Genomic DNA, 11,640 nt, shown 5'->3' on the forward strand with positions numbered 1-11,640 from the left:
GGCACCAATTTCCCCGGCCAGGAACTTCTTTGACAACGGCGGCCGTTGATAAGGGGGATGCGGTTCGTCACCGATCAGGCGCAGCGGACCTTCAAATCCACCCTGTCGCAGAGATTGAGCAACCTGGGCACCGGCTTGTCCGGCGCCAACGATGACGATTTCTTCCTGCATTCCAATTCGCCTTCTTCACGCGTGGGTCTTCAGACCTTGGCACATGGCCTAGCACGAAGAATGACCGCCCGCCAGACGGGCGAATCGCCGCGATGAAAACATCGCGGTGTCTCGGTGGAAATTCGAAGATTTAGGCGCTGCGAACACCTTGCAGGAATTCGGCAACTTCGTGCCGGATCAACGCGCCCTGTTCACCCAAAGATGCTGCAAGCTGTTCCACTTCGGCGCCATTCGAGCGAGCAAGCTCCGCCGCGGAACCAACAGCCGCCATGCTCGTTACGCCATCTTCGGAGCGCGCTGAGGCACTGGAAACATTCTCAGAAATTGCCTGAACGGCTTCATCCTGCTGCTGAACCGCAGCAGCAACTGCAGATGCCAGACCTTCCATGTCGGAAATGATCTTGTTGACATCTTCAATTGCCTGAACCGCCTGACCAGAGGATCCCTGAATCGCCTCGATCTGAACCGCAATATCCTCGGTCGCCTTGGACGTCTGGTCCGCGAGCTGCTTTACTTCCGCCGCGACGACAGCAAAGCCTTTGCCGGCTTCTCCGGCACGGGCCGCCTCGATCGTCGCATTGAGCGCAAGCAAATTGGTTTGATTTGCGATATCCCGGATCAACCCCATCACTTCACCAATGTGGTCAGCTGCGCTTGACAGTTCCTGCATGGTAGCAACCGTCGAAGACGCGCTTTTGACTGCCTGCTGGGCCACTTCGGTGGACTTGTTGGCCTGTCCGGCTATTTCTGAAATGGATGCGGCCAGTTCTTCGGCCGAATGCGCTGCCGAAGTCACGTTCTCCGCCGCGTTGCGCACAGCACCGGTCGCTTCATTGGATTGATCGGCAACATCGTCGGCAGCCTTCTCCATGGATTGGGAAGTCTGCTTCAGTTCATCATTTGCCCGGTCCAGGCTGTTGAGTGCCGCAGAAACTGTGCCTTCAAAGTGACCAATAAGATCGTCCAAACGCGCGACACGTTCGGCTCTTTGCCGGTTTTCATCATCCTGTGCCGCGGCCAGCTGTTGTCGTTCAACCGCGTTATCACGGAACACCTGTACGGTCCGGCTCATGGATGCAAGTTCGGTGTTGCCGACAGCTTCCGGCAAATCGAGATCTGTTTGCCCGCTGGCAAGCGTTTCCATCGCTGTCTGCAGACGGGCAAGCGGGCGGGCGACTGATTGCCCGATCAACCAGGCAATGGCCGGCAGCAGAACGAGAAGACCGAGTATGGTTCCACCAATTGCAAATGCGGCGATAGATCGGGCCCTTTCAAGCTGACCCGACGCTTCTTTCTGTATGTCCGCGGCAGCTGCGCTCAGAGATGCGACGTGTGGCGGAACAAGCTCGAACAGGTCTTCCAGAAGGGCAACGCCATTGGTCTTTTCACCCGCAGCTGCCGTGTAGGCGTCGAAAGTTGTCTTGTAGACTGCCATGTTGTCCGCAAGCTCTTTCTTGATCGCATCTGAAATGTAGACTTTCTTCAAGAGCTTCTCGAAGGCGGCAAATTGCGTTTCGAACGCCTCTATTGCTGCTGGCGTATTGCTTAGCGTAAATTCCTTTTCGGCGAGCTGTACGGCGAGAATTGCCCGGGCGAGCTTTTCAAAATCCGGCCCCCGCCGAATTTCATCTCTTCCTGCAGCCGGTCCTTAACCGCGCCGGTTTTCTCGTTCAGAACGGCCAGATATCCCTGGGAACTGTCGTAGCCGATTTTTTGCTGAACAGAATCAAGCATTTCGAACGCGCCCTGCGTCCCCTGCAAAGTGTCCTCGGCATCCGCAATTTTTGCAGAATAGTTCGCAGCCGATGCACTGGCGGAAACAGTTGAAAGTGTTTCGTTGGCCGCCTGCATCGTTTCGCCGAAAGCATTGAAGCTCTCAGAGGACGGAGCATTCAGATACCGCTTTTCAATTGCCCTGAGATCCGCCGTGGTCTCGGACAATTTCGCGACACTTTCCGCCAGCATCGAGCTGTCACCCATGCGGGCAAACGCGGAATTTAGTTCGTTCTGGCTCCAGAAGAAGACACCGCCGATTGCGACAAGTCCGACAATCGTGAACAAACTAAGCGCGAGAACTCGAACCTTGACCGACAGTTTCGACAAGATCTGAAAAGGTGATTGCGATCTGAAGGCCACCAGCGTATGTCCCCTATAGCTCTGACACTCAGATCAAAGTTGGCTAAAAATGCCAATTTACGGTTAACGAGCGTGTAAATTGCCAATCCGAGGCTGCCTCCAGTTCTAAGGCAGCACACTTTCCCATTGAGGCTGCAGTTGAATTTTCTCGCCAAAGCCGCACCTGTCATTTTTGTCCTGCTCTGGTCAACCGGCTTTGTCGGCTCCAAACTCGGGGCACCCTATATCGACCCTTGGGCATTTCTGACGGTCCGTTTCGTCCTGGTTTTGCCGATCTTGTTCATATTGGCACTGTTTCTCACCAAATCCTGGCCGACAACGCCAAAGGCAGTTCTTCATTGCATCGTGACCGGCATGCTGGTTCACGGGATCTATCTGGGGGGTGTTTTCTGGGCCATCAAACAGGGCATGCCGGCGGGCGCGTCCTCCATCATTGTCGGTCTGCAGCCTGTACTGACGGCTTTCATGGCTGTGATGCTCCTGCGGGAAACCGTGTCAAGAAAACATTGGCTCAGCATGGCAATCGGTGCCTGCGGACTGGCATTGGTTCTGGGCCCGAAATTCGATCTCGGCGGCACCGGTATCAATCCGGTCACCATTACCGCCGTTTTTGTTTCGGTTGTCGCCATCAGTCTGGGCACGGTCTATCAGAAACGTTTTGCGCAGAACATCGACCTGCTGGCAGCCACTATCTGGCAATATGTTGGAGCGCTTGTTGTCACCATCCCGTTCAGCCTGTCGGAAAGCTGGCAGATTACCTGGTCGGGCGATCTGATCTTTGCGATGGCCTGGCTCGTCCTTGTCCTGTCGGTCGGGGCAATCCTGCTGCTGATGCTGTTGATCCGTGAAGGTGCGGTCTCGCAGGTTGCTAGCCTGTTCTACCTGGTCCCCGTTGCCACTGCGGTCGAGAGCTATTTTCTCTTTGGCGAAACACTCTCAGCCGTTCAGATCGGTGGCATGGCGCTAGTGATCAGTGCGGTTCTGACAATCCGAACCTCTACCCGAACCTCCCGCCAAACCTCTGGTGGCAAGGTCTGATAACCTGAGCGCTCAGACCTCCGCCGCTACTGTCCTGCCCCGATTCTTCTGCTTCTCCCACAAGCGCCGCTGACGGGAGATCGCCGCGTTGAGTTCCCCACCGAGAATGAACACCAGCGCGCAGATATAGAGAAAAATCAGCGCGGTCATGATGCCGGCAAGACCGCCATAGGTGGAAACGTAGTTGGCGAAACTCGCAAGATATGCACCAAAGGCGCTGCCTGCCACGATCCACATTACCAATGTGGCAAGCACGCCGGGCCACAGATCCTGAAAGGACCGCTTTCCCCCGGGCAGCAGCCAGTGGGTGATGAACAATCCGATCACAAGCAGGGATCCTGCAAGTGTGTAGCGGGCGACGTTGATGGAGAGCAGGAAAGGTTCAACCTTCGGCACGTAGGACTTCAGCGTCTCTATCGCCAAGGGCGCCAGAACCACAAGAAACGTGTAGGCCAGCAAAATAGCGGCCCCCAGGAGCACAAGTCCCAGGGACTGAAGGCGAAGAAAAACGATCGAACGGGCTTCCTGCTGCCGGTAAGCCCGGTTGAGAGCGGTGCGCAAAGCCTCGACGCCGTTGGAAGAAAACCACAGCGCGGCAACGGCACCAAATGTCACCAAATCTCCTCGTCGAACTGTCAGCACATTATGGATTTCGCGCACGACCGGCGCCGCCACACTTTCAGGCCAGGCATCAAAAAGCAGATCCGAAGCAGTATCGGCGGCATCGTTGAACCCGAAAAAACCCGCAAGCGACGCAATGAAGATCAGCAACGGGAAGATTGCCAACAACCCTGAAAGGGCGACGTGACTGGCCATCGCAAATCCGTCATCGCGGGCAAAATGACCAATGGCGTCCTTCAGGACGGCATAAGTGACCGTGAATGTCTGGCTCAACTTCATCACTTGATGTGGCCTTTGTGGCTTGTTTTCGTCAAGTGATGACTTCTCAAAACAGGCCCCCTCCAAAAGGTGAACAAATTCCTGCTCGACAAATGACGGTGTGCGACGCAACATAGCTTCAACAAAAAGCGCGTTTGCGCAACAAATGAAAACGGAGATCGCCTATGTCCACCGCAGCCATGACGGCAGAAGAATCGAGGGATAATCTTTCCGAACAAACGGAAGCTGCCGTCGCCACGCTTGACCGTTTGCTTGATCTTGCAGCGCAGCGAGTGCGGGAATTGGTGACGGAGGGGGGCCGCATCTCGTCCCGGCGGATGGAAGAAGAACAGCGGGCCGCCCACGGTCTGGCCTGGCTGGCGACCTATGTCGAATCACTTCGCCAGCTCGATGCTTACGCCCGGCGCCTGACCGAGCAAGGCCGCTACGGCGTGCTTGAAGACAAGATCGTCCGGCTCGGTTTTGCTGAATACCTGGCACAGATTTTCGGTGGCATTCCGATGAACCAGGGCGAATTTGTCCGCCTGCCTGACCTCGGCATCACCCCCGAGGAAGCCCGTTCCCTGCAAACGGCGGATATTGAAGCGCTGATCGCAAACGGCAATTCACCTGAAATTCGCAGCGAAATCACCAGCCTCATCCGCGATCAGGCCGGTCATTCCACCTTTGGTGATCCCGGCCTTGACGAGATGATGGAGCAGATCCGCAACGAGATGCGGCGCTTTGCGGAAGACACCGTCGTCCCGAATGCCCACGAATGGCATCTCAAAAATGAATATATTCCTCTCGATGTCATCAATCAGATGTCTGAGCTCGGTGTCTTCGGCCTGACCATTCCTGAAGAATTTGGTGGCCTTGGTCTTGGCAAGGAAGCCATGTGCGTGGTGTCCGAAGAACTGTCGCGGGCCTATATCGGTGTCGGGTCCCTAGGAACCCGTTCGGAAATTGCGGCCGAGCTCATTCTGTGCGGCGGCACTGACGAGCAGAAACAGCATTGGCTGCCGAAAATTGCTTCTGGTGAAATTCTACCCACAGCGGTCTTCACCGAGCCCAATACGGGTTCGGACCTGGCGTCCTTGAGAACCCGCGCCGTCAAGGAAGGCGACACGTGGAAAATCTCGGGCAACAAGACTTGGATCACGCACCCGGTTCGCGCGGATATCATGACCTTGCTTGCCCGAACAAACCCGGAAGAGCCGGGTTACAAGGGACTTTCCATGTTCATCGCGGAAAAACCGCGAGGTTCGGACGAAGACCCGTTTCCGGCGGAAGGCATGAGTGGCGGCGAGATCGAAGTCATCGGCTATCGCGGCATGAAGGAGTACGAGATTGCCTTTGACGGTTTTGAGGTCAAGGGCGAGAACCTGCTAGGACAGGTCGAGGGCGAAGGCTTCAAGCAATTGATGCAGACCTTTGAAGGCGCCCGTATCCAGACCGCCGCCCGAGCGCTCGGTGTGGCACAGTCAGCTCTCGACCTCGGACTTCGCTATGCGGAAGAGCGGGTTCAGTTCGGCAAGTCGCTGGTCAATTTCCCACGCGTTTCTGACAAGCTGGCCCTGATGACCGTGGAGCTGATGATTGCACGACAACTGACCTATTTCTCCTCCTGGCAAAAAGACTCCGGCAAACGCTGTGATCTGGAAGCAGGCATGGCGAAACTGCTTGGCGCACGCGTTGCCTGGGCAGCCGCCGACAATGCCCTGCAGATCCATGGCGGCAACGGTTTTGCGCAGGAATATGCCATTTCCCGCGTTCTGTGCGACGCCCGCATCCTGAACATTTTTGAGGGAGCTGCCGAAATTCAGGCCCAGGTGATCGCTCGACGCTTGTTGGAAACACGCGGGAACGCCTGATGCACGGCACGTGACACAAAATGCAAGAAGGGCGGCAGCGCCGCCCCTCACAATCCTTGGTGAGACCTGTTGCGATCGAAGTTCCTTCCGCCATTTGGGACCGGCAGGCCCCTGACGCGCGAACTTCGTCAATAGCGCTGAGATCTATTCAACAGTAATCGTGATTTTCTCGGACATCACCGGCGGGTTGTGCGGAATGTGGGTCCAGTCTCCCAAAACGAGTTGAAGCGTATGAGTGCCTGGCGGCAGGTCGAGCGTTGTTTCGGTCTGACCTCCGCCGAAGTGAATATGCTGATCATCCGCCGGGATCGGCTCATTCAGTTCTTCACCTTCCAATGACTCGTTGATGAGGAGATGGTGGTGGCCGGTGTTTTCCTTTTCCGTGCCGGCAGGGGCAACACCCATGGCCTTGAGGCCAAACTGGATCGTCACCGGATTGGTAACCGTATCGCCATCCTTCACATTGATAAAATACAGCTCTGCGCCCTCGGGCGCCGGGGTTTCACCTGCACCGGCAACAGTCGCAACTGCAGCAAACGCTGCCGCGCATATCGATACCAAGCCGAATTTCATGTCATTCTCCTTAAAAAACTCATGTCACTCCGCGAACAGAGCGTAACTTCTAAAAAAAGGGCTGCGCCCCGCAGAACAAGTCTACACAACATCACTTAGGAATAAATCCTGCAAAGTTGAAGAGTTGTGAGCCAAAACCTATCTTTTATGAAGGCAGCAATCGAGAATGGCTTCATGAACACCACATTCGAAGATCTGGGATTTGATCCCGAAATTCTGGGTCCGGAGGACGAACAGAAACGGACGATCCGGCAAAGACTGCTTGCAACCGCTCGAAAGGCGGCTCGTCAGATCCCGTTCATGGAGGATGTCGTGGCCGGCTATTATTGCGCTATGGATCCGGCAACACCGGCCAGAGTGCGCGCAACACTGTTGGCGGCGCTTGCCTATTTCGTGCTGCCGCTCGACACCATCCCTGATTTTCTCATCGGTATCGGATTCGGGGACGATGCCACCGTTCTCATGGCCGCAATCGCCATGATCCGCAGTCACATGCGCGATGATCATTATCAGGCGGCCCGGGACGCGCTTGAGGACGGCGACCTCTGACAATCACCGGCAAGAACTTAGTTGGCTGCCATCAGTCGATCTGCGACAAGTCTGGCCCGGCCCTGTTTTGCCAGCTTCCTGACGTGCGACCTGCAATCAGCCAATAAACAAATCCCGCCAGAAATCCCGAAGCCAACGCGATGGAACTTCCGGGCCGGATCTCTCCAACTTCCCCCGGTCCACCGAGCGTCCACAAAAGGAAGGCAATGCCGCCTCCGGCAGCAACATGGAAAACCAGTCCCTTGAGACGCGCAATTTCCGCCAGCACGATCAGCACGGCGGCAGGCACCAGCGCTGCCGCCCCGACGACACTCGCGCCGACCAGACCCGTCCCCACCATGGTTGCGAACGCAACCGGATCTTCGTGGGGATGCGCCGCCTGAAAAAAGCCCCACGCAAGGAACAGACCGCACGCAATGAGACCGAAAATGAAACCGCAGACGATCTTAAGGAGCTGAATCAGAAACTTTCCGCCGTCCAAATCCTGTCCTTCCTTTAAAATGACACAGCCGATCTTTACTTGACTCTTTGGCTTGCAGAATACAACAGGCGTATTGGCAAGCTGTGTCGAGAAAGGCCAGGTCAGCGCAACAAGACATCGCTGCTTTGCAAAAACAAAAGCGAGCAAAGCAAAAACCGCTGTTTTTGGTTGACTTTTGGCCGATTTCGCAGGAGCTTAGGCGTCGGCGTTAGGACATGCGCAATAAGCACCTTGGCACTTATGTTCCGAGGTTTTTTGTGTAAGTACCGAGCCAAACTTAGCGCCAAATTGAAACGATAGAGGAGATTGCGACCATTCGCCGTCCGTTCCGCGCCCCGCCTCCTACAAAGGAAGGCCCGCGCACTAACCACGAAATTCGCGTTCGCGAAGTCCAGTTGATTGATCACGAAGGCGCCAACCGAGGCGTCGTGCCGACAGAAGAAGCGATGGATATCGCAGTGGATGCTGGACTGGATCTTGTTGAAATCCAGCCGAACGCAAATCCCCCCGTCTGCAAAATCCTGGACTATGGCCGGTATAAATACCAGGCTCAGAAGAAAGCTGCAGAAGCCCGCAAGAAACAGAAGACCGTCGAGATCAAGGAGATCAAGATGCGTCCGAACATCGACACTCATGACTATGAGGTGAAGATGCGGAACATGCTGCGTTTCTTTAATGACGGCGACAAGGTGAAAGTCACGCTACGCTTCCGCGGCCGTGAAATGGCGCACCAGGACCTTGGTATGAACCTTTTGAACAAGGTTCGTGAAGAGACCTCTGAAATAGCCAAGGTCGAGTCTTCGCCCAAGTTGGAAGGCCGCCAGATGGTGATGGTCCTGGCTCCGATCAAGTAAGCTGATCCGGTAAATGGATCCGAACAAACGAAACCCCGCTTCGGCGGGGTTTTTTGATGGCAGACTTCTTCACATTCGGCACCGGCGGGTTCGGCTGCGTGTCACAGTCGTTGGAATTTCACCAGCCATCCACCGTTTAAGGTACTCTGGGTTTGGTTTAAGATCGAGGTCCTGATGAAAATTGCGCTGATCGGCTATGGTGCCATTGCCCATTATGTCAAAGTCAACCTGGCCGCCCGGGGGCACATGGTCGAAGCTTTGATCCTGCGCGCCGACAGGACATCGTCAGACGTTGATCCGGATGAACGGATACCGGCCGTTGTTCACAAAGTTGCCGATCTGCCAGCGACGATCGAGCACGTTATTGATTGCGCGGGCCACGCAGGCCTTCGGGACTATGGCCCGGACATTCTTCGCTCCGGAAAAGATCTCACGACCGTATCCATTGGCGCCCTGGCGGACCAGGACCTTTTCACCCGGCTTCGGCAGGCCGCGACTGCAGGAAAAAACAAACTCCATCTTGCCAGTGGAGCGATCGGTGCACTGGACTGTCTGAGAGCTGCAGGCGTCGGGCAGCTCGATACTGTTCGCTACACGGGACGCAAACCACCAGGGGGTTGGCTCGGCTCACCTGCGGAAGCAAAGCTGCCGTTGGATCTAATGGATGGCAAAGCCCGGACACACTTCAAAGGCACAGCCCGTCAGGCAGCAATCGAATATCCGAAAAACGCCAATGTCGCCGCCGCGGTGGCTCTTTCAGGAGCTGGATTCGACCGAACCGAAGTGGAATTGATTGCTGATCCGAACATCACGACGAACATCCACGAAATTCATGCAAGTGGCCAATTCGGTGAATTCGAATTCCGGCTCTCAGGACGGGCGCTTGCCGACAATGCCAGAAGCTCCGCTCTTGCGGCAATGAGTGTCATCAGCTCAATTGAACAACAGACCGGAACAATCGTTTTTTAGGTGCTCTGGCCGCGCTCAATCACCAGACAACGCCCTTGCGCCAGAGAGGCGGCTGGCATTTCCGGCTTGATCCTAGCCCGCATCGGTGATGGGCTTCAATTCGTTCTGATACGCAAAGATCGCCGGCAGGCCGCCGGTGTGTATGAAGGCGACAGTGGATCCCTGCTCGATAACGCCTCGCTCCACCAGGGAAATCAGGCCGGCCATGGTGCGACCGCTATAGACGGGATCAAGAAGAAGCGCTTCATCATGGGCTGCGTGGGTGATTGCTGCGGAAACAGCTTCATTGATTCGGCCGTAACCGGGTGCCAGCGTTACGTCATCAACCAGAATGTCCTCGGGTTGCAAAGTTGCCTTGTTTTCAATCATGGCATTCAGCTCGCCGGAACGCCGCGCAATCCGTTGTGACTGCAACTCCGCTGACCGTCGCACACAAATGCCGTGAACCGGAACCTTCCAGCCAATGGCCCTGGCACCCACCAGAAATCCGCCATGGGTCAAGCCGCTGCCTGATGGAATGACCACATGGTCCGGAAAAACACCAAGCTCTTCGAACTGTCGCCAGGTTTCCGCGGCCGCATAGGCATATCCGAGACCGCCCACCGGCGGAGAGTCGATACCCAGGTGAACAACATAAGGATTCTTGCCACGCCGTACACAGTCTTCGGCCATACGGTCGAGATTGGCATCGGCGGCGGCTTCGTTTTCGCCTTCGGAGAAATAGTGGATTTCGGCGCCGAGCATCTGATCGAGCAGAACATTGCCGGAACTGGCATAAACAGGGTCGTCGTTCGGCACCCGGTCTTCCAGTTGAACCACTGCGTGCCAGCCGAGTTTCCGGGCTGCCGCGGCACATGAGCGGACAAAATTGGATTGAACTGCACCGGTGATCAGAACCGTGTCGCACTCCTGCTTCGCTGCCAGTCCCAAATAAAACTCCAGTTGCCGCGTCTTGTTGCCTCCCATCGCCAGAGGCTGAACATCATCGCGTTTGGCAAAAAGCGATATGCCGAGCCGGCGTCCCAGTCGCTCCAGAGGATCGAGGCTTGTTCGGATCAGTCCGAGATCCACACGCGGATGCCAGGCCAGCTCCGGCAGCAGATCCATGTCGGCGAGACGGTTAAATGGCATCCCAAAGCCCCCTGCTTAACAGCGAAATTCCCATGACGACAAGAATGAGTTCCAAAAACTGACGCAAACGTTCCGAACTGATGACATTCCTGCCAAGCAATCCCAATCCAATGCCAAGTCCGACGGCGGGAAGCAGCACGGCAGAAAGGGTCAGACTGCCTTCCTCGCGCTGAGACAGGACCAGGTGAATAATCAGCGCAACGGTGTAGGCAACGAAGAAATAGGCTCGCAGTGTTGCACGCACGGCAGCCGGTTTCAGACCACCACTCAAAAGCGTCCAAAGGGCGATTGGGCCCGGGATCGCAAGAGCGCCTGTCATGCCGCCGGAGATTGTTCCTCCCACTCTGACAATCCATGGCTGGGCACTTGAACTGGCGGTTTTCTGTGCTGGCAGAAATCGCAATTGCACGACAGCCAGCAACACAACAATACCGCTGAAAATCTTGAGACTTGTCGAACTGGCAATCAGCAGCAGCATTGTGCCCACCGGAATTCCCACGCAGCCCCACAGACACAGATGAGCCAGTGGCCGACCTGCAACGTCCCTCAGTTCGCTCGGCAACAGACAAGCCGTTAGAACCAGGTTGAGAATAATGGCGGTCTGGATCGCAGCAGAACCATCAAGAAAAAACAGCAATACGGGTCCGGCGATCAGCCCGAGCCCTACGCCGGTTGCCACCTGCAGCGAAGCTCCGAGCAGGACGAACCCAAAGGCAAGACCAAGATCCAGAACCGGCCAATCTGCCAAGAATGAAGTCAACATGTCGTCAGCTTAAAACCGCAGAACGAAACGTCTATCAAAATCAGAGCGCTTGAGGAAAAAGTCGTCGAGAAATGCGAAGCAGTTCAATATGTTTGCCAAGCCAAATACGTTCGAGGAGGAAGACGCTTGGGAGATCAGACAGAGGAATACAAAGGATCCTGCTATTGCGGCTCCGTCGAGATCACCGTGAAAGGTTCACCGAAATCTTCCGCGATCTGCCAT

At 55.8% G+C, this 11,640-nt stretch carries 13 protein-coding genes; 5 read left to right on the forward strand and 8 right to left on the reverse strand.

Annotated features, from left to right (window positions below):
* The 3 genes from K5905_RS15405 to K5905_RS15415 form a co-directional block, all read right to left on the reverse strand.
* Window positions 1-171 (reverse strand): FAD-dependent oxidoreductase (locus K5905_RS15405; RefSeq protein WP_297585521.1); only part of this gene is annotated, 171 nt, incomplete at its 3' end.
* Window positions 172-301: 130 nt separating this feature from the next.
* Entirely contained in the window at window positions 302-1,657 is a 1,356-nt protein-coding gene (locus K5905_RS15410; protein WP_297585503.1) for a methyl-accepting chemotaxis protein, read from the reverse strand.
* Between the two features lie 59 nt (window positions 1,658-1,716).
* A complete protein-coding gene (locus K5905_RS15415) occupies window positions 1,717-2,307 on the reverse strand; it encodes a hypothetical protein (protein ID WP_297585504.1) in 591 nt (196 codons plus the stop codon).
* A 138-nt stretch (window positions 2,308-2,445) separates the two neighbouring features.
* Between K5905_RS15415 and K5905_RS15420 the strand changes: the two genes are divergently transcribed.
* Window positions 2,446-3,345, forward strand: a complete 900-nt coding sequence (locus tag K5905_RS15420) for a DMT family transporter (RefSeq protein WP_297585506.1) — start codon at window positions 2,446-2,448, stop codon at window positions 3,343-3,345.
* A 12-nt stretch (window positions 3,346-3,357) separates the two neighbouring features.
* Here K5905_RS15420 and K5905_RS15425 read toward each other — a convergent pair whose 3' ends face one another.
* Window positions 3,358-4,245 carry a YihY/virulence factor BrkB family protein gene (locus K5905_RS15425; protein ID WP_297585508.1) on the reverse strand — a complete coding sequence of 296 codons (888 nt, stop codon included), beginning with the start codon at window positions 4,243-4,245 and terminating at the stop codon, window positions 3,358-3,360.
* Window positions 4,246-4,409: 164 nt separating this feature from the next.
* On the opposite strand from K5905_RS15425, the gene K5905_RS15430 reads away from it, so the two are divergent.
* Window positions 4,410-6,098: an acyl-CoA dehydrogenase family protein gene (locus K5905_RS15430; RefSeq protein WP_297585509.1), complete on the forward strand. Its 1,689-nt coding sequence runs from the start codon at window positions 4,410-4,412 to the stop codon at window positions 6,096-6,098.
* A 144-nt stretch (window positions 6,099-6,242) separates the two neighbouring features.
* Here K5905_RS15430 and K5905_RS15435 read toward each other — a convergent pair whose 3' ends face one another.
* Window positions 6,243-6,671: a DUF4399 domain-containing protein gene (locus K5905_RS15435; RefSeq protein ID WP_297585510.1), complete on the reverse strand. Its 429-nt coding sequence runs from the start codon at window positions 6,669-6,671 to the stop codon at window positions 6,243-6,245.
* Between the two features lie 174 nt (window positions 6,672-6,845).
* On the opposite strand from K5905_RS15435, the gene K5905_RS15440 reads away from it, so the two are divergent.
* On the forward strand, window positions 6,846-7,220 hold the full coding sequence (locus K5905_RS15440) for a YkvA family protein (RefSeq protein ID WP_297585512.1): 375 nt from the start codon (window positions 6,846-6,848) through the stop codon (window positions 7,218-7,220).
* Between the two features lie 31 nt (window positions 7,221-7,251).
* Here the strand turns inward: K5905_RS15440 and K5905_RS15445 are convergent, their stop codons facing one another.
* Window positions 7,252-7,701, reverse strand: coding sequence for a translation initiation factor IF-3 (locus K5905_RS15445; protein WP_297585514.1), 450 nt, complete (start codon window positions 7,699-7,701; stop codon window positions 7,252-7,254).
* Between the two features lie 314 nt (window positions 7,702-8,015).
* On the opposite strand from K5905_RS15445, the gene infC reads away from it, so the two are divergent.
* Both infC and K5905_RS15455 read left to right on the forward strand, forming a co-directional pair.
* Window positions 8,016-8,555, forward strand: coding sequence for a translation initiation factor IF-3 (gene infC, locus K5905_RS15450; protein ID WP_297585523.1), 540 nt, complete (start codon window positions 8,016-8,018; stop codon window positions 8,553-8,555).
* Window positions 8,556-8,729: 174 nt separating this feature from the next.
* Complete coding sequence (locus tag K5905_RS15455; protein ID WP_297585515.1) at window positions 8,730-9,524, forward strand: aspartate dehydrogenase; 795 nt, start codon at window positions 8,730-8,732, stop codon at window positions 9,522-9,524.
* A gap of 72 nt (window positions 9,525-9,596) precedes the next feature.
* Here the strand turns inward: K5905_RS15455 and K5905_RS15460 are convergent, their stop codons facing one another.
* Together K5905_RS15460 and K5905_RS15465 are read right to left on the reverse strand one after the other, a co-directional pair.
* Entirely contained in the window at window positions 9,597-10,655 is a 1,059-nt protein-coding gene (locus tag K5905_RS15460) for a D-cysteine desulfhydrase family protein (protein ID WP_297585517.1), read from the reverse strand.
* Entirely contained in the window at window positions 10,645-11,418 is a 774-nt protein-coding gene (locus K5905_RS15465; RefSeq protein WP_297585519.1) for a sulfite exporter TauE/SafE family protein, read from the reverse strand. The genes K5905_RS15460 and K5905_RS15465 overlap by 11 nt, the downstream gene beginning before the upstream one ends.
* Between the last annotated feature and the right edge of the window lie 222 nt (window positions 11,419-11,640).

The sequence above is a fragment of the Roseibium sp. genome, assembly GCF_025698965.1.
GTDB lineage: Bacteria > Pseudomonadota > Alphaproteobacteria > Rhizobiales > Stappiaceae > Roseibium.